Raw genomic sequence first — 18,897 nt, 5'->3', positions numbered from 1 at the left:
TGTTTCATTTGAAGTTGAACCTTATTTGAATTATAATTCAAGTCTTATTTTTTCTGAGAATTTATCAAAACAAGATAAAATAACCTCGAAGATATTTATTCCCCCGCCTAACCAGGTTTAATACAATCTTGATTTTTATTATAAAATCAAATCTTTACATTCTTCAATGTGACAAGTTTCTGTATTAAATTTTAGTAAGGTATTATGACAAAAAAAACGAATCTTTTTGCTAACCTTAAATCCGATTTCGCATCTGGTTTAGTGGTTTTTTTGGTGGCTCTTCCATTGTGTTTAGGTATTGCAATGGCTTCAGGTGCTCCTTTATTTTCTGGAATTATTGCAGGAATTATTGGGGGAATAGTGGTTGGATATTTAAGTAAATCGCATTTAAGTGTTTCTGGTCCAGCAGCGGGTTTAACAGCAATTGTATTAACAGCAATTACTGATTTAGGTGCTTTTGATGTTTTTCTGACAGCAGTTTTTATTGCAGGTTTTATACAATTAGCCTTAGGATATATCAAAGCAGGAAGTATTTCTAATTATTTTCCAACGAATGTTATTGAAGGAATGTTAGCCGGTATAGGAATTATTATTATTATGAAACAATTGCCTCATGCTTTTGGTTATGATAGCGATTTTGAAGGGGATCAATCTTTTTTGCAGTTGAATGGGAGCGATACATTATCTTCATTACTGGGCATTTTTAATTATATTCAGTTCGGGTCAATAATTATTACAATAGTATCACTAGTAATACTGATTGCGTGGGATAAAATTCCTTTCTTGAAAAAATTAAAATTAATTCCCGGGGCTCTTGTAGCGGTAATCGTTGGGGTAATTTTAAATGAAATTTTCACTGCTACACAAAGTCCATTAGTTATTGCAAAAGAGCATTTAGTTTCATTGCCGGTACCTACTAGTTTTGAAGAATTTAAAACCATTATAGTTACGCCGAATTTCTCAGGAATAACAAATCCTAAAGTATGGGTCGTTGCCTTTACTATTGCCATTGTTGCTTCGATTGAAACTTTATTGAGTATTGAAGCTGCCGATAGAATGGATGCCCAAAAACGATATACAGATACCAATGTGGAACTGAAAGCCCAAGGAATTGGAAATATGATAAGTTCTCTGTTAGGAGGTTTACCGCTGACATCAGTAATTGTACGTACGTCAGCAAATAGTAATAGTGGTGCTAAATCAAAAATGTCAACGATTATTCACGGTTTTCTTTTACTGATAAGTGTGGTTACAATTCCGTTAGTTTTGAATAAAATACCATTGGCTACCTTAGCGGCAATTCTTTTATTGGTTGGATATAAATTAGCCAAGCCGGCAACATTTAAACATTTTTGGGAAAAAGGAAAATACCAATTTGTTCCTTTTATTGCAACATTATTAGCTATTGTATTTACTGATTTATTGAAAGGGGTGGCCTTAGGAATTGTTATCAGTATTATTTTCGTTTTAAAAGGAAATCTTAAGCGTGCTTATAGTTTTCGAAAAGAAGAATATGCAGATGGTGATGTAATTCATATAGACTTGGCTCAAGAAGTTTCATTTTTAAACAAAGCAGCCATAAAATTAACTTTAAAAGATATTCCACAAAATTCAAAAGTAGTTATCGATGCAAAAGATACCGTTTATATTGCTCATGATATTTTAGATTTAATCCATGAATTTAAAACCACAAGGGCTATTGATGAAAATATAAAAGTCAAACTTAAAGGTTTTAAAAAAGCATATCAATTAGAAAATAGTTTGGAGATACAAAACCATGTTAGTATTGAACATTATTATGATGTTGCTAAAAGAACGTTGGTGAAAAAGGAAATTAAGACAGAAGTTTTTCCAGAATAAAAAAGCAAACTAATTATGTATAAATGTATAAATACTGTTACTTTACATTGTTAAAAGACGATTTTTAAAGTTTTGCAAAATATTAAAAACTAAAATTATGAATGATTTTTATAAAAAAATATTAGATAATAATAAGCAATGGGTCGAAACTTCATTAGCGAGCGATCCAAATTATTTTCAAGATTTAGCCAAAGGTCAAACACCACCTTTATTATGGATAGGTTGTTCAGATAGTAGAGTTCCAGCTAACGAAATAGTGGGTGCTAAACCCGGTGAAGTTTTTGTTCACAGAAATATTGCCAATATGGTCGTGCATTCTGATATGAATATGTTGAGCGTTCTGGATTATGCTGTGAATGTTTTGAAAGTAAAACATGTCTTAGTTTGTGGTCATTACGGTTGTGGTGGTGTAAAAGCGGCTATGGGAAATGATTCTATTGGAATTATAGATAACTGGATTCGTCATATAAAAGATGTTTATCGTTTGCATAGTTCCTACTTAGATTCTATCGAAGACGAAACGGAACGTTTTAACACCTTTGTTGAAATTAGTGTAAAAGAACAAGTATTCAATTTGGCTAAAACTTCGATAGTGCAATCGGCATGGAAAAATAATCAAGAATTGACTTTACACGGATGGGCTTATGGTTTAAATTCAGGTTTTGTTACGGACTTAGAAGTCAATATTAGTTCAAATAAAGATTTGGATGAAGTTTACCAATTGAAATTCTAAATAAAGAAAGCCGCTCGAGAGCGGCTTTCTTATTATTCTATTTCTTCCAGATTTTCATTAAAGGCAGAAGGTAAAAGTGTGGGAATAAATTTAATTAAAATGGGCAATAATAAAGTTCCCCCGGGAAGTAAGAATATTGTCAGTGAAGGGATAGTTTTGCAAATATCCAATAACTGTTTCTTAACTTTTTTCTTTTCTTTTTCGTTTAAATCTCTACGGGTAGAATAGGCAAGTAGTACCATTAATTCTTTGCTTTGGACTATTTCCTTTACTAATCGCTTTTTATTGCGACTTACTAATGTGATAACACTTTGAGTTGTTTGGTCGTAGAAATGCTTGACAGGATTAGAATAATTAAAATACGGAATTTCTTTTTTATGTTTTGTAATAAAGTCATTGGTGCTACTAATACTATCATTGACAAAATGATCTGAAACGGATAAAACTTCAGCCAAAGAATGTAAAAAATAGGCTTCATTATTTTCGATTTTACCATCACTCCATAAAGCCATTCCGGCAATATCAATAAGATAGTATTTCTCAAGATCATTAGTAAAATAATCCAATTGAATGGTTTCTAAATTTTGAACTGAATTTTTAGAAAATTTGCTATAACGAATGGAAGCTTCAAAAAGTTTAATCAGCAAATCATCATATTGTGTTTTATTGGACTTTATTTTCAATGCTAATGTCACTATATTAACAACGGTCTCTTCAATTTTTTTTAGATATTTTTCAGGAATTAACCCGTGTATTAAATATTGGCGAAAAGCAAGTACATCGATAAATAGTAAGGCGTTTGTCACCAGATGGGAAAAGTTTTTACTGATGACTGTATCATTGGTTTGAACACGTTCATCAATTATTTTTTCTAAAGTTAAAGAAGGAGAATTTTTAGGGAGAATTTTTTTTAATAAACTAAATCCTTGAGGATTCATTTGATTGTAAAAAGCAACGGTTTGTTTGATGAAATTTTCAGGATTAATTTCTTTTTCTGTCAAACAAAAAATAGCATATAGTGTATTTAATAAAGCAACTTTAGAAATCTCTCCCTTAAACCAGCCTTTAGTCTCAATTGGACTTCTAGTTTTAAAAGAAATTATATGTCCATATATAAACCCTGTCTCTCTAACTTGATGATAAAAGGTATCAGGAGTATTAGAAACAGTCTCTTTTGAAAATTTTTGTTCTGTAAAAAATTTATCTATCCAACCGGATGCCGAAGGGTTAATCATTGCTTTAATTTGAAGCTACAGAGCTATGTTTTATCATGGTTTTGCAGAAAAGTTTAGGATAAGTTTTAATTATTTAGTAGAAAATATTAATCTCGATATTTTTTATTTTGGGTACAGAAATCTATAATTTTCATTATCCGATTGTTTCTTATTTGTTCTCTTTTAACTTGATTGTGCCAATGAGATGACTTTTTATACAGGAGGCAATAAGATTTTCACAGTTTTCAAATGCAAAACTATTTTTGTTAAAAGCCATTCCTAGATTTGCTTGCATAATCAAATCCTCTACAGCATCTAATAAAATCCAAGAACCGTTTTTTTTACCTGTTTAGATTTTTGCTAATCCACTTTCGTACATCAGATTTTATTCAATGAGTTTTCAATATATGTTTTACTGAGTCTACTCCAAACACTTTTATCTTTTCTTGGTAAAAAAAACTATTTCCGACGCATTTCGTCTATTTTTTTTATTGTTAAATTAATCTAACAAAATATATGGCAACTTTAATCGCTTCTTCCTATCACATATTTTGAAATTCACTACCTACTATGTAGAAAATTACATATATGATCTTTGGGCAGTAATGATTTTCGGTCAACCACTCACGCCATTCTTTTATTTTTTTAAAATAACGGTGTTCTTTTTATTGCAATAAATTTCTTTTAAAAAAACTACTTAATTATAGCAGAGCATGCTACTCTTCCACCGGCATTTCCTGTTGGTTGTGTAACAAAATCATCAGTACCTTGATGAACAATCAGTCCTTTTCCTATGATATCTTTAGTCGCGTCTCCACAACCAATACACCATTCATCTGTTGTTAAAGTAATGGTTCCATTTCCTTTTTCATCAGCGGTAAAGTTCCCGATATCGCCTTTATGATGTTCGCCAACTCCCCATTTCCCGTGTTTTTTGAATGTTGGGTTCCAATGTCCTCCTGCTGAACTTCCATCAGCTGCTGAACAATCTGATTTTTCATGAATATGTATAGCATGAACTCCGGGATTAAGCCCTGCCAATGTGGCAACGAAAGTGACTTTACCGTTTTTTTTAGTGAAAATTGCTGTACCAGAAACAGTACTATTACTTTTTGGCTCAAATGTAAGTGCTAATTTTTTAGTATCATTTGAACTACTACTCGTTTTGCATCCAATGATAACAGATAAAATTAGAGCAATGCTAAGGGTTATTTTTTTCATATTGAGTGTCAATTATAATAAATTTATTACGTAAAGTTACTCTATTTTCTTTAAAATATTACAATGAAAAGATGAAAATTTGAATTTAAGTTTATTACTTTTTAATTATTGTACAACGCCGCTTGTTGGTGTGAATTTTGTAAAATATTTTGTAAATTTCAAGAAAATAACTTTGTAATTTTGATATTGGTATGCTCTATGTTCATTCGTAATTGATTAGAATATAATTTGCCACAGAATACAGATTGAAAAAGAAAACCTAAATTGTTTTTTTGTTTTATCAGAAAGTAAATATTTTTGTAGTTATGAATCGTAAAGAAGCAGCAAAATCAGGTTGGGAATTGTTAAAACGAACATATAAGGAATTTGATGAGGATAACGCTATTAAATTAAGTGCTTCGTTATCCTACTACACCATATTTTCCTTGCCTCCATTGCTAATTATTATTTTATCAATTTTTAGTTTTTTCTTCGGGCGGGAGGCTGTTACCGGCAGATTTTTTGGTCAAATCAATGGAATGGTTGGCAATGAAGCTGCGATTCAAATTCAGGAAACTATTAAAAATATAGAGTTAACGGATAGCAATACCTTTGCTGCAATTTTTGGAGGAATTATGCTATTGATAGGAGCTTCTGGGGTTTTTGCCGAAATACAAAGTTCCATTAACTTTATTTGGGGATTAAAAGCAAAACCGAATAAAGGAATTATGAAATTCATCAAAAATCGAATTATGTCTTTTTCAATGATTGCGTCTGTTGGATTTTTATTGCTGGTAAGTCTCATGGTTAATACAGTTATGGATGTTATTAACGAAAGGTTGTTGCTATATTTTCCAGACTTGACTATTTATTTGTTTTACATTATTAATATTTTAATTTTATTTTCCACAACCACTATATTATTCTCAATTATTTTTAAAACACTGCCAGACGGTTATATCGCTTGGAAAGACGCATTAGTTGGGTCTAGTTTTACTTCATTTTTCTTTATGTTTGGTAAGTTTGCCATTGGGTTTTATTTAGGAAGTTCAACTGTTGCGACTGTTTATGGAGCTGCTGGTTCTGTAATTATCATTTTAATATGGGTATATTATTCAGCTATTATTTTGTATTTTGGAGCTGAATTTACCAAGGTTTATGCCAACGTGCATGGAGATAAAATTATTCCCAATGCCTACGCTGTTGGAATAAAAGTAGAGGTTATAGAAGTGAAAAAATAGTATGTTTTTTTGATTATTTCAGGGTAAGAAAGTTGTAAACTGACTTTTTTAGCAATTATAATTTTATGTAAATCTTAAGTTTTTGATAATATTATTGATGATGCTTTTTCAATATTTTATTTAAACTAAAAACAAAACTCATAAAAAAATAATTTTATCGCTAACTGTCTTATGATTAGCATTTATTTCGTGCAATTTAATTAAAATTCATCATGTTAAAACAGCTACGTTTGAAGGAACTTCGGAATTGAATTACATTACAGTGCACTATCTCCCTTTCTTCGTACAGAAATTATAAACGAATTTTATCATAAGCGAAAGGCCTTTTTTTAGTAGAACTTATATTGGTGTTGCCTATCGTGGTGATGGCGGATTAAATTTTGAAGGAAAAAGACAAGAATATACTTTTAAAAAAAGAAAAGAAAGCATATCAAATTACGGCGGTAGTTAAAGGACAATATAATGTGTATACGATGTATATTTCCATTTTTTTTGATGGCAGCGCTTCACTTTCCATTAATTCAAGTAATCGCAGTGTATTTCCTGTAATCGAGAAATAAGTCCCATAGAAAAGAAGGAAATTAAATAATTTTTAAATTTAAGCTATAAAAAAAACCGTCAGTTATTTCAACTTGACGGTTTTTTAACAAATAAATCAACTAAAAACTATCTTCTAATTAAAAACAATATCCATTTTCAGCTACTAATTTTGATGTAATTGTTTCTCTTAATGCAACAACATTTGGCATGTTAGTGTATTTTGTAAAACGACGTAATCCCATTAACATCATACGTTGTTCGTCTCCTTCAGCAAAAGAAATAACACTTTCTTTTCCTTTTTGAGTAACGATGTCTACTGCTTGATACAAGTATAATTTTGCCATAGCAATTTGCTCTTGTACTTTAGCTTCACCTTCTTTTTTAGCTAATTTTTCCGTTCTAAGAATAGTACTTTCCGCCATGTATACTTCTATCAGCATATCCGAAGCAGCCATCAAAATTTGTTGGTGAGCGTCTAAATCAGTTCCGAATTTTTGTATTGCGCTACCAGCTACCATTAAGAATGCTTTTTTTAAATTCTTAACAATTTCTTTTTCCTCAGCAAATAACTCAGAGTAATCTGGTGTGTCAAATGATGGAATACCTAATAATTCCTCGCCAACTTTTGTTGCAGGTCCTAATAAGTCAACATGACCTTTCATTGCTTTTTTAATCAACATACCTACTGATAGCATTCTGTTGATTTCGTTTGTACCTTCATAGATACGTGCTATACGAGCATCTCTCCAAGCACTCTCCATCGGAGTATCTTCAGAGAATCCCATTCCTCCATAGATTTGAATACCTTCATCAGAACAGCTTTGAACGTCTTCAGAAACAGCTACTTTCAAGATAGAACACTCGATAGCATATTCTTCAACACCTTTTAATTCTGCTTCTTGATGAGAAATACCTTCTGCTTCACGTGCAGTAATTCTGTCTTCAATGTCTTTTGCTGCTCTATAAGTAGCACTTTCACCAGCATAACAGTTAGTCGCCATATCAGCTAATTTAGAACGAATAGCTCCAAATTGAGAAATAGCGGTGTTAAACTGCATTCTTTCGTTTGCGTAAGCAGTTGCATTTGTAATTACTCTACGTTGTGCGTCAAGACAAGCTGCAGCCAGTTTGATACGTCCAACGTTTAAAGCATTCATGGCAATTTTGAATCCGTTTCCTCTTTCAGATAACATGTTCTCAGCAGGAACTTTTGTTTCGTTAAAGAAAACCTGACGAGTAGAAGAAGCTCTAATTCCTAATTTGTGCTCTTCTTCACCCATTGAAATACCGTTATCAGCAGCATTTTCTACAATGAAACCAGTAATGTTTTTATCATCACCAATACGTGCAAAAACGATAAACATGGAACAAAATCCTGCATTCGAAATCCACATTTTTTGTCCTGTAATAGAGTATGTTTTTCCATCTTCTGATAAAACAGCTTTTGTTTTTCCAGAGTTAGCATCTGATCCAGCACCTGGCTCAGTCAAACAGTAAGCACCAAACCACTCACCAGAAGCTAATTTAGGTACGTATTTTTGTTTTTGCTCTTCTGTTCCGTATAAAGTGATTGGCATAGTTCCAATTCCTGTATGTGCTCCAAAAGCAGTTGAGAATGAACCCGTTGCTCCAGAGATATAATCACAAACCAAAACGGTGTTTACAAATCCCATTCCCATTCCACCGTAAGCTTCAGGAACTGCTACGCTTAAGAAACCTAGGTCTCCCGCTTTGCGCATGGATTCTTCAGTTAAGGCATAATCTTTCTTTTCAAAACGGTCTTTATTAGGCCATAATTCTTTGTCTACGAACTCTTTTACAGAGTCACGCATCATTAATTGTTCTTCATTGAAGTCTTCAGGAGTGAAGACATCTTCGCACTTTGTTTCTTTAACCAAAAACTGACCGCCACGGGTTACGTTTTTTTCAATTGTATCTGCCATTTCTTGTTATTTTTTAATATGTTTTTATTTATTATCTAAATCCTCAATATATGGATGTAAATCTTTAACTACAAAAGTTCGTAAATCCCTGCAGAACCTTGCCCAGTTCCAACACACATACTCACAATTCCGTATTTGCTTCCTCTACGTTTCATTTCGTCGAATAATTGAACAGACAATTTTGCTCCGGTACAACCTAATGGGTGTCCTAATGCAATTGCTCCACCATTGACATTGATGATATCAGGATTTAGGTTTAATTCTCTTGTTACAGCTAATGCTTGTGACGCAAAAGCTTCGTTTAACTCAATTAAATCAATATCATTCAACGTTAAACCAGCTTGTTTTAATGCTTTTGGAATCGCTTTTACAGGTCCAATTCCCATGATTCTTGGCTCCACTCCAGCCGAAGCGAAGTTTACCAAACGGGCGATAGGAGTAAGATTCAATTCTTTTACCATTTCTTCGCTCATGATTAGAACAAAAGCTGCTCCATCACTCATTTGAGAAGAGTTTCCTGCAGTTACACTTCCACCAGCTTCAAAAACGGGTCTTAAACCTGCCAAAGCTTCTACAGAAGTTCCAGCTCTTGGACCTTCATCTTTATTTACGATATAGGATTTGGTTTCTTTTTTACCGTTCTCGTTGATAAACGTTTGTTCCACAGTAATAGGAACTATTTGTTTGTCAAATTTACCTTCAGCTTGCGCTTTCAAGGCTTTCATGTGCGATTGGTAAGCAAACTCATCTTGGTCCGCACGAGATACATTAAATTGTTTGGCAACCGCTTCAGCAGTTAGTCCCATTCCCCAATAGTAATCTTCGTTTCCAGCTTTTGCAACAGCATAATCAGGAGTCGGTTTGTAACCTCCCATTGGAATAAAACTCATGCTTTCTGCTCCACCGGCAATGATACAATCCGCCATTCCAGACTGAATTTTGGCTGTAGCCATACCAATTGTTTCTAATCCTGACGCGCAATAACGGTTTACGGTTACACCAGGAACATCTTCGATTTTCAATCCCATTAAGGAAATCAATCGTCCCACGTTTAATCCTTGTTCCGCTTCCGGCATCGCATTTCCTACCATCACGTCATCAATACGCTTTTTGTCGAAATCAGGCAACTCATTCATCATAAACTGAATCGTTTCTGCTGCCAATTCATCAGGACGTTTAAATCTAAACACCCCTTTTGGGGCTTTCCCCACGGCTGTTCTGTATGCTTTTACTATATAGGCTGTTTTCATTTTTTTAGTTTCTTAAAGGTTTTCCTTTGGTTAACATAAATTGGATTCTCTCCAATGTTTTTCTTTCTGTACAAAGTGACAAGAAAGCTTCACGTTCCAAATCCAATAAATATTGTTCGGTTACTAATGTTGGTTCAGATAAATCTCCACCAGCCATAACATAAGCCAGTTTGTTAGCGATTTTTTTGTCGTGTTCCGAGATGTATTTTCCGGCTTCCATTTGGTCCGTTCCTACTAGGAACATTCCCAGAGCTTGTTTTCCTAAAACTTTCACATCGCTTCTGCGAATCGGTTGTGTGTAACCGGCTTCGGCCATTAGTAAAGCGTGTTTTTTTGCTTCAGCTATCTGACGGTCTTTGTTTACCACAATAATATCTTTCCCTTGTTGTAAAAGTCCGGTATCAAAAGCTTCGTATCCAGAAGTGGACACTTTTGCCATAGCAATAGTCAAGAAATATTCTTGCAATACGTTCAACTCAACATCATTTTTATGGAATAAATCGGATGCACGCAATGCCAATTCTTTTGAACCACCACCACCTGGAATTACTCCAACACCAAACTCCACTAATCCCATATACGTTTCCGCTGCAGCGACTACTTTATCAGCATGTAAGCTCATTTCGCAACCACCACCAAAAGTCATTCCGTGTGGTGCAACTATTACTGGAATTCCAGAATAACGCACACGCATCATCGTGTCTTGGAACATTTTGATAGCCATGTTCAACTCATCGTATTCTTGCTCCACAGCCATCATGAAAATCATTCCGATGTTAGCTCCAACAGAGAAATTCGCTGATTGATTTCCAATAACCAAACCCTGATATTCTTTTTCAGATAAATCAATTGCTTTATTGATAGCGGCCAAAACATCACCACCAATAGTATTCATTTTAGATTGGAATTCTAAATTCAAGATTCCGTCTCCTAAGTCTTGTATAATCGCTCCGCTATTGCTCCACACTTTTTTGCTTTCGCGTATGTTGTTCAGGATAATAAAGGAATCCTGACCCGGAACTTTAGTTTGTGATTTTGTTGGGATATTGTAGAAAAAAGTTGCTCCTTCTTTAATAGAATAAAAACTAGAACTTCCAGAAGCCAACATATCATTTACCCAAGCAGCTGGTTCAAGACCTTCTGCTTTCATCATTTCGATTCCTTTTGCAACACCAATAGCATCCCAAATTTCGAAAGGACCATTTTCCCATCCGAAACCGGCTTTCATCGCATCGTCAATCTTATATAATTCATCTGAAATTTCAGGAATTCTGTTCGAAACGTAAGCAAACATTCCAGCAAAACTTTTTCTGTAGAATTCTCCTGCTTTATCTTTTCCTTTCACCAAAACTTTAAAACGGTTAATTGGTTTATCAATCGTTTTTGTCAGTTCTAAAGTTGCAAAAGAAGCTCTTTTAGCCGGACGGTATTCTAAAGTGTCCAAATCCAAAGACAAAATATCCTTGTCTACTTTTTTATAAAAACCTTGACCAGTTTTGCTACCCAACCATTTGTTTTCCATCATTTTGTTGACGAAATCCGGTAATTTGAACAATTCGTGTTGCTCGTCATTCGGGCAGTTTTCGTAGATTCCGTTGGCTACATGTACCAAAGTATCTAATCCAACTACGTCAACGGTTCTGAAAGTAGCCGATTTTGGTCGTCCAATAACCGGACCAGTCAATTTATCCACTTCTTCAATTGTAAGTCCCAATTCTTTAACCAAATGAAACAAACTCTGAATCCCATAAATCCCAACTCTATTTCCAATAAATGCTGGAGTATCTTTTGCAACAACCGAAGTTTTTCCCAAGAATTTCTCGCCGTATATAGTAAGGAAGTCCAACACTTCTGTTGAAGTTTGTGGGCCAGGAATGATTTCGAATAATTTTAAATAACGCGCAGGATTAAAAAAGTGTGTCCCACAGAAATGCTTTTGAAAATCGTCGCTTCTTCCTTCACTCATAAAGTGAATCGGAATTCCAGAAGTATTTGAAGTTACTAAAGTTCCCGGTTTTCTAAATTTTTCAATTTGTTCAAAAACCATTTTCTTTATGTCCAAACGTTCCACTACAACCTCAATAATCCAATCAACAGCAGCAATTTTCGCCATGTCATCGGTAGTATTTCCAGTTGTAATTCTGCTTGCGAATTTCTGGCTGTAAATAGGAGAGGGCTTCGATTTCAGTGAATTAGCTAAATGCTCATTCACTAATCGGTTTCTTACAATTTTGCTTTCTAAAGTAAGCCCTTTTTTGGCTTCTGCTTCGGTAAGTTCTCTTGGAACAATGTCCAAAAGTAAAACCTCAACACCAATGTTAGCAAAATGACAGGCAATTCCTGAACCCATAATTCCGGATCCAATTACTGCAACTTTTTTAATTGTGCGTTTCATACGTAGTTAATATTTATTTTTTTATTTGAATATGGTATCGCCATTCTGAATTATTTTTTGAATCAGGCGATATCATTTTCTGTTTTTTCAGTTTGCTCCATCAGTTCGCTGACGCTCGCGTGATTAAAAATATTTTTGTCCAAAATTAATTCGTTGATGATTTCAGCCACTTCAATAAAATGTTGCAGCTTCTCCTCAGAGATGTGTTGTTTGACGGTTTCATTAAATTTCAAAACCGTATTCTTAGATAACTCTCTTTTTTCTTTACCAAAATCAGTAAGGTAAATCAAAACACCACGGCCATCTTCAGGGTTTTTCTTTCTAATAATCAATTCCTTTTCCTCCATAGATTTCAAGGTTCTGGTCAGGCTTGTGGCTTCCATTCCCATTTTTGGACCCAAAGCCGTTGAGGGCGTTCCGCCATCCTTGTCAATACTCAATAAAGCAAAACCCGTTGCCATACTCGCATCATATTTAGAAGCTTCTTCATTATACATTCTGGCGACCGCTTGCCAGGTAGCTCGTAATATGTAATCTATTGTTTTGTCTTTCATAAGGTACTATATCGATTTCAAATATAATAAAAAATACTATGCACGCATAATAAATTAAAATATTTTTTTGTTAAAAAGCACTAAATATAAATAAATACCACTGAATTTGAGTAAACTGAATGGTTTTTTAACGTATTTTTTTGGGCACGCCCCTCGGTTTTAGCTTCGTCGTTCCTCCTCGCAACTCCGGGTCGAGCTGTTCGTTGTATCTTTTATTCCGCGAAGCTTTATAAAAGGATGCCACTTCCATCTCTCGTGCAAATCCTGCAGAGGAGGAATAATGGAGTTATGAAGTTTGTTTTGTAGGATTATAGGTTTTCGTAATTGTAAGTGGTTTATTATAATTGTATTTGATTTTTAATTTTATCATTTTGAATTCTAAAAATAAAAAAACCACGAACAGCAATGAGGGCACTGAAAAAATCCTCAAATAAAAAATAGAGACAAAATCATGGTAAAAAAATGAAATAAACGCGGTGAGAATCACTTAAGTGAGATTAAAAATAGTTGATTCAAAAATATAAAAAAGAGAAAGGCTTAAACTGATTTAAAGTTTAAGCCTTTTTATTTATAGGAAGTTATTCAGTGCCCTCACATCAATTCGTGGTTTTTTGTAATATGTATTTTGGGTATGCCTTCTTAAACTCCCCATTATCCACATCTTTCAAGAATTTGATCACACCTGGAAAATAGTTTTTCGGATCATCGTATTGTGAAAGATGGCTTCCGTTAGGGCACAACAAGAAGCGTCCGTTTTGAACTTCTTTAGACATCCATTCCATGTGCTTGGGATCCATAGTGTCATATTTGGCACCAATAACCAGAGTGGGAACGCTAATCGTTTTAAGTCTGGCAGTGACATCCCAATTCTTTAAAGAAGCATTTCCTGTAATTCCAAATTCACTTGGCCCTTGCATATAAACATACACATTTGGGTTGATGTGTTTGAAAGCTCTGTTTATAGATTCTGGCCATTGATCAACAGGCATTCTTAAAATGTGTTCCGTATAATAGTATTTAAAAAGCAGTTCTGTGTATTTTGGATTGGTATAATCTTTGTTTTTTTCAAATGTTTTTATTTGATCAAAAACTGCTTTTGGAAGTTTTGGACCCAGCACTTCTTCTGCATATTTGTTGTAAGCAGGTGCGCTAGCCATCATATTTGAAATAATCAGTCCTTTCAGGTTTTTTTGGTATTTCAATGCGTATTCCATCGCGAGGATTCCGCCCCACGATTGTCCCAAAATATAAAAGTTGGTATTATCACAGCCTAAAGCTTTTCGGACCTGTTCCACTTCCTCCACAAAACGTTCGTTTGTCCATAAACTGTTGTCGTTGGGTTGGTCGCTGTAATACGAACCCAACTGATCGTAATAAATGTATTCAATACTTTCGTTAGGGAAATATCCGTCGAAGCATTCATACAATTCATGCGTCAATCCAGGACCGCCATGAAGCAATAACACTTTTATTTTTGGATTATTACCAACAGTTTTTGTCCAGACTTTAAAAGTGCCTTTCGCCGTTTTTATCGGAATCATTTTAATTCCGCCAGTCAACTGATCGTCACGTTTAGAGAAATCTAAATAATTTGCTTTTATCGAATCTACCTTTGTTTTTTCTTGGCAATTAGAGAAAAAGAATACACTTATAACGGAACAAATTAGAACTTTTAGTTTCATAACGAGATTGTTTTACAAAATGTTAGTTGTATATTTTATGGAATAAATCAATGTATTTTTCCATTACTATTTTTCGTTTTAGTTTTAAAGTTGGAGTCAATTGTCCGCCCTCTATAGACCAAACATCCGGAGTCAATTCAAAACGTTTGATTTTCTCCCAATTCCCGAATTTTTTATTAAAAGTATCAATCTCTCCTTGAATTCGTTCGATAACTTTTTCGTTTGAGATAATTTCTTTATTGCTTTTTCCAATATCTAGTCCGTGAATAACAGCCCATTCTTTTAGAAACTCAAAATTAGGTTGAATGAAGGCTGCCGGCATTTTCTGTCCGTCACCAATAACCATGATTTGCTCAATGAAACGGGATTGCTTCATCGTATTTTCAATCAATTGTGGTGCAATGTATTTTCCACCTGACGTTTTAAACATTTCTTTCTTGCGATCGGTAATTTTCAAGAAACCGTCAGCATCAAAAATTCCAATATCACCAGTGTGGAAATAACCGTCTGTGATTACTTCGCTTGTTAATTTTTCATCTTTAAAATAACCCATCATCACGTTAGGTCCTTTGCAAAGGATTTCACCGTCTTCGGCAATTATTACCTCTACATTATCAATTACTTTCCCTACGGTTCCCACTCTGAAACCTTTGTTTCTCATGTCGTTTACGGATATTACAGGAGATGTTTCCGTCAAACCGTAACCTTCCATTACTGGGATTTCTGCTGCTGCAAAAATTCTGGCTAATCTGGGCTGTAAAGCAGCACTTCCCGAAACCATTAAATCAAGATTTCCTCCTAAACCTTCTTTCCATTTACTGAAAATTAATTTTCGGGCAATTTTAAGTTGCATTTCATACCAAAAACCATTTGCTCCATAAGGCTCATATCTTAGCCCTAAATCAATAGCCCAAAAGAAAAGATTCTTTTTAATTCCTGTTAGTTCGGTTCCTTTGGCATATATTTTATCATATACTTTCTCAAGAAGCCTTGGCACAGCGGTAATTACCGTTGGTTTTACTTCTTTAAGATTGTCACTGACTTTATCAATTGATTCTCCAAAATATACCGAAACACCGTAATATTGGTATAAATATAAAATCATTCTCTCAAAAATATGGCAGACAGGCAGGAAACTTAAAGCACGGCTTTTTCCTGCTTCAAAAGGAATTCTTGCCGCGCTATCAATAACATTAGATACAATATTTTTATGTGAAAGCATTACGCCTTTTGGTCTTCCTGTTGTTCCTGAAGTATAAATGATTGTCGCTAAATCCTCCGTTTTAACATTGCTTTTTCGGTCTTCAACATCATTCTGATTGCTGGTGTCTACACCAAGAATCAATAATTCATTCCAGTTTTTACACCCTTCAATTTCGTTGAATGAGTACACTTCTTTTATACTGGGAACTTTAGCTCTAATTAAATTTACTTTTCGAAGTACTTCAGCATCCGATACAAAACAATAAATCGCACCCGAATGATTCAGTATGTATTCATAATCTTCTTCAGAAATGGTTGGATAGATAGGAACAGTTTGCGCTCCGGTTTGCAAAGCACCAATATCCATGATATTCCATTCAGTTCTGTTATTAGACGAAATGATGGCAATTTTATCGTCTTTTTGAATGCCCATCCGCAGCAGTGCCCTGGAAACCGCATTGGCTTTGGCTATATATTCCTGAGTAGAAGTTTTTACCCAAACACCGTTCTGCTTACTTGCTAAGGCATCCGGAATGTTTGTGTATTTTTCTTGCTGATAATAAGGGAAATCAAAAAGGCGAGTGATAGTTATCATTATAAAATAATTGAATTTTGCCGCAAATTAAATAAAATTTAACGATATTTTTTGTTTTTCAAAAATTAATTGGAAAAATTAAACGATGGAGCTGATATTCAGCGAAATCGATTTCTTTAAATACGATTTATGTAATGCGTGTGATACAAAAAAATCATACATAAGAGCATCTAAGTAAGCTTTATAATCGTTTGCAATCTACTTTTTTTATAAGTTAGGTGCATCATTTTGTTTAATATCTCAGCTTTAATTTATACGACAAAAAATAATTTTCACACACATAATTGATTTGCTTAAAACTAAGTCAATTTTTAAAATTTTTCTAGGCTTTTTTGTTTTTGAATCAATTCTTTCATATTCTTTTCTTTTCCATTAGCTCTATTTTGAAGGCAATAGTCAGTATGATAAAAGTGGGATTGAAGGAAATTTATTTGCATCTCGTTCCATTCCTCCAAACTGAGATTGGAATTGTAATGCTTCAATTCCAGATACAGCTTATTTCCTAAGTGCACAAAATTATCCGTTCCCAAATATTCGAGATCAGCATCGGCAAGGATGCATTCTAATTTGGTTTTTGGTTTTTGAGGAATTTCAGTGGCTCTTATCATTCCGACAATGATTTCAATTTCTTTTTTGGTGTATCCAAAGTTCGGTAATTTTTTTTCCGCCAGAAGAACTCCTTCTTCTTCGTGCCCTTCATTATTGTCATTGATAAATCCAGCATCATGAAATAATGCTGCGGTTTTAATGAGCACTATATTCTCCTCAATTATATGCTCTTGTCGTGCAATATATTCTGCTATTTTCAATACATGTTCTGTATGTTTCCAATGGTGATAAATAAGAAATGGAGATAATTTTTCTTGTAAACAATCCATCACATTAATATACAATGCAGTCCAGTTTTTCATATTTAAATGCTATTTAATTTTTAAAAATAGAGCAGGGCCGGAAGGCTCATTTTTAAGATTTGCTGTCCTTATCACAGCTATTTTATTTACTAATGTTTTTGCTTATTCCTTAATATTCCGCCGCTCGCTTCTTTGATGTACTGAATAAACATAAAAGCGTGGGGATCTAACTTCCGTACTTCATCTTTGATTCTGAGTAATTCAAGTCGTGTTACTACCGTTACGATGATATCACATTCTGTTTTCATATCGAAAGTTTCGGGCAGATAGCCACGTTCCCCTTTAATTACTGTAATTCCTTTTCCAAATCTTTTTACAATTAGAGCTTTAATAGCGTCACTTTTGGAGGAAATTATATTTAAGGAAATATATTGTTCCAGACCGTGTGTAATATAATCTAGTGATTTTATAGCCGAAAAATAAGTGACAATAGAATATAATGCTGTCCCAATACCAAAAGACCAAGCTGCGGCCAGAAACAACAAGGTATTCACTCCAAAAATGACTTCTGATACATTGAGTCCGATTTTTCGGGTAGTTAATAAAGCCAGAATTTCTACACCGTCAGCGGCCGAACCGCTTCGAATGCACAACCCCATTCCAATGCCAATTAGACAACCGCCGAACACAGCAATTAAAAGACGATCTGTTGTAACGGCATCGATGTGAGTAAAGGTCATACTGGCAGCTATCAATAAAAAAGTCATCAAACTTTGTATGGCAAACGTTTTTCCCAGCAACCTTTTTCCTAAGAACAAGAATGGTATATTTAACGCGAGCACCAGAAGTCCAAATGGCAAATGGGTAATTTCATGGATTAATATTGAAATACCTATAATCCCTCCATCCAAAAATTTATTGGGTATCATAAATCCCTTTAGTGCCAATGTAATAAATGCGACACCTACTAAATTTAAAACAATATTTTTAGGATGAAATATTTCCTTCCAGTCAATTGGTTGATCGTCAATATTCATAAGGATGAATTTGGATTAAAATCCATTAAATATACCACTTTATTTTAATAAAATATCATTATATTTACCTTGTAATTAGATTGTTACATAAAATATCAATTACTTGGTTCCCCAGCCATTTTTAAATTAATAGTTTTTTAAATTAGAATTTATAAACCTTTAAATATAAAAATCATGGCAGATGTAATCGTTACACTAAATGTTGACACAAGTCAAATTTCAGTACAAAATGTTGATTCCAATAGTAATTTTGGTCAAGGACCAGGAATTAGCAATGAAGATTTTTTAACCCGGGTAAATGCTGGAGATACTGTCATCTGGCAGGGAGTATCCAGTGTAACACCATCAGATACGGTCAATATTATCAATATTAATCATAGTGGCGGCAGTAGTGTTTTTAGTCATGACAATTTACCCGGAAATGGACTTCATCCCGAAAAAGTTTCCGGTGCTGTTCGAAACAACGCTAAAGGAGAAACAGAAAAATATACCATTCAGTTTAATGTTTTTAATAACGGAACAAGACGACCGGGCCTATTTAGCATTGACCCAAAAATACAGGTTAACCAATAATGGGCTTGAGCTTTTTTAAATATTCT

Annotated in this window: 15 protein-coding genes; 5 read left to right on the top strand and 10 right to left on the bottom strand. The window is 34.0% G+C overall.

Annotated features, from left to right (window positions below):
* Positions 1–204: 204 nt before the first annotated feature.
* Together C4S35_RS12680 and can are read left to right on the top strand one after the other, a co-directional pair.
* A complete protein-coding gene (locus C4S35_RS12680) occupies positions 205–1,860 on the top strand; it encodes a SulP family inorganic anion transporter (RefSeq protein ID WP_104000532.1) in 1,656 nt (551 codons plus the stop codon).
* 97 nt (positions 1,861–1,957) lie between these two features.
* Positions 1,958–2,593, top strand: coding sequence for a carbonate dehydratase (can, locus tag C4S35_RS12675; RefSeq protein ID WP_104000531.1), 636 nt, complete (start codon positions 1,958–1,960; stop codon positions 2,591–2,593).
* Positions 2,594–2,625: 32 nt separating this feature from the next.
* Here the strand turns inward: can and C4S35_RS12670 are convergent, their stop codons facing one another.
* Complete coding sequence (locus C4S35_RS12670; protein WP_104000530.1) at positions 2,626–3,828, bottom strand: LETM1-related biofilm-associated protein; 1,203 nt, start codon at positions 3,826–3,828, stop codon at positions 2,626–2,628.
* 672 nt (positions 3,829–4,500) lie between these two features.
* Entirely contained in the window at positions 4,501–5,028 is a 528-nt protein-coding gene (locus C4S35_RS12665) for a superoxide dismutase family protein (RefSeq protein ID WP_104000529.1), read from the bottom strand.
* A gap of 305 nt (positions 5,029–5,333) precedes the next feature.
* Here C4S35_RS12665 and C4S35_RS12660 point away from each other — a divergent pair, with 305 nt between their 5' ends.
* Entirely contained in the window at positions 5,334–6,248 is a 915-nt protein-coding gene (locus tag C4S35_RS12660; protein WP_104000528.1) for a YihY/virulence factor BrkB family protein, read from the top strand.
* Positions 6,249–6,628: 380 nt separating this feature from the next.
* On the top strand, positions 6,629–6,808 hold the full coding sequence (locus C4S35_RS12655; protein ID WP_104000527.1) for a DUF4251 domain-containing protein: 180 nt from the start codon (positions 6,629–6,631) through the stop codon (positions 6,806–6,808).
* 117 nt (positions 6,809–6,925) lie between these two features.
* Here C4S35_RS12655 and C4S35_RS12650 read toward each other — a convergent pair whose 3' ends face one another.
* The 8 genes from C4S35_RS12650 to C4S35_RS12615 all read right to left on the bottom strand — a co-directional run bounded on the left by C4S35_RS12650 (position 6,926) and on the right by C4S35_RS12615 (position 18,298).
* Positions 6,926–8,731 (bottom strand): acyl-CoA dehydrogenase family protein, encoded by a 1,806-nt coding sequence (locus C4S35_RS12650; RefSeq protein ID WP_104000526.1) that lies wholly within the window; start codon positions 8,729–8,731, stop codon positions 6,926–6,928.
* Positions 8,732–8,799: 68 nt separating this feature from the next.
* Positions 8,800–9,981 (bottom strand): acetyl-CoA C-acyltransferase, encoded by a 1,182-nt coding sequence (locus C4S35_RS12645; protein WP_104000525.1) that lies wholly within the window; start codon positions 9,979–9,981, stop codon positions 8,800–8,802.
* 4 nt (positions 9,982–9,985) lie between these two features.
* Positions 9,986–12,376, bottom strand: a complete 2,391-nt coding sequence (locus C4S35_RS12640; RefSeq protein ID WP_104000524.1) for a 3-hydroxyacyl-CoA dehydrogenase/enoyl-CoA hydratase family protein — start codon at positions 12,374–12,376, stop codon at positions 9,986–9,988.
* A gap of 62 nt (positions 12,377–12,438) precedes the next feature.
* Positions 12,439–12,930 carry a MarR family winged helix-turn-helix transcriptional regulator gene (locus tag C4S35_RS12635; protein ID WP_104000523.1) on the bottom strand — a complete coding sequence of 164 codons (492 nt, stop codon included), beginning with the start codon at positions 12,928–12,930 and terminating at the stop codon, positions 12,439–12,441.
* Between the two features lie 596 nt (positions 12,931–13,526).
* The gene (locus C4S35_RS12630; RefSeq protein ID WP_104000522.1) at positions 13,527–14,612 is read right to left on the bottom strand and encodes a proline iminopeptidase-family hydrolase; all 1,086 of its coding nucleotides are present in this window, start codon (positions 14,610–14,612) and stop codon (positions 13,527–13,529) included.
* A gap of 22 nt (positions 14,613–14,634) precedes the next feature.
* A complete protein-coding gene (locus C4S35_RS12625) occupies positions 14,635–16,410 on the bottom strand; it encodes an AMP-dependent synthetase/ligase (protein ID WP_104000521.1) in 1,776 nt (591 codons plus the stop codon).
* A 311-nt stretch (positions 16,411–16,721) separates the two neighbouring features.
* The gene (locus C4S35_RS12620; RefSeq protein WP_104000520.1) at positions 16,722–17,321 is read right to left on the bottom strand and encodes an HD domain-containing protein; all 600 of its coding nucleotides are present in this window, start codon (positions 17,319–17,321) and stop codon (positions 16,722–16,724) included.
* An 89-nt stretch (positions 17,322–17,410) separates the two neighbouring features.
* On the bottom strand, positions 17,411–18,298 hold the full coding sequence (locus C4S35_RS12615) for a YitT family protein (protein WP_104000519.1): 888 nt from the start codon (positions 18,296–18,298) through the stop codon (positions 17,411–17,413).
* Positions 18,299–18,472: 174 nt separating this feature from the next.
* On the opposite strand from C4S35_RS12615, the gene C4S35_RS12610 reads away from it, so the two are divergent.
* Positions 18,473–18,871 (top strand): hypothetical protein, encoded by a 399-nt coding sequence (locus tag C4S35_RS12610; RefSeq protein ID WP_104000518.1) that lies wholly within the window; start codon positions 18,473–18,475, stop codon positions 18,869–18,871.
* Positions 18,872–18,897 lie beyond the last annotated feature (26 nt).

It is taken from the genome of Flavobacterium urumqiense (assembly GCF_900108015.1).
GTDB lineage: Bacteria > Bacteroidota > Bacteroidia > Flavobacteriales > Flavobacteriaceae > Flavobacterium > Flavobacterium urumqiense.
This window is presented reverse-complemented; position numbering and strand designations above follow the sequence as displayed.